Raw genomic sequence first — 475 nt, forward strand, 5'->3', positions numbered from 1 at the left:
GGGGTGTGGGTTTGGCAACCCGGTCCGTCATCTGACCGGGGGGCTTGTTGGGGAAGGGGATCGCGATGATCTGGCCGGGATGCACGTCCCGGGCGGCGGGCAGGTAGGGGAGCCGGTGGGTCAGCACCCGGGTCTTGCCCGAGCCCGCGCCGGCGACGATCAACAGCGGCGATCCCGCGTGCGTGACCGCGTCCCGTTGCGGACCGTTGAGGCCCTCCACCAGTTGCAACGGGTCGGGGCGGCCCGGCGCGGCGACCCGGCGCGGCGGCGGCTCGGGCGCGGGCGAGGACACGGGGATGTCGAAGAGAGGATGCATCGCAGAGCGAGTCTATGCCCCCGGCCCGACACCGCCCGCCTTGGCGGTGTCGCAGCGCCCCCCACTGCACCCGGCCGGGCCCCCGACCGCCCCCTTCCCGCCGCCTGCTACCGTCGCTCCCTCTCCCCCCCCCCCACCCCGGCGCCCTCACCCCCCCAC

The 475-nt window shown here is 75.8% G+C and carries 1 protein-coding gene; it reads right to left on the reverse strand.

Annotated elements, in window-relative coordinates:
* The coding region (locus JMF97_RS30600) for a UvrD-helicase domain-containing protein (RefSeq protein WP_203224674.1) at positions 1-316 on the reverse strand (316 nt) is incomplete at its 3' end.
* Positions 317-475: the final 159 nt, after the last annotated feature.

It is taken from the genome of Micromonospora fiedleri (genome assembly GCF_016774385.1).
Lineage (GTDB): Bacteria > Actinomycetota > Actinomycetes > Mycobacteriales > Micromonosporaceae > Micromonospora > Micromonospora gifhornensis.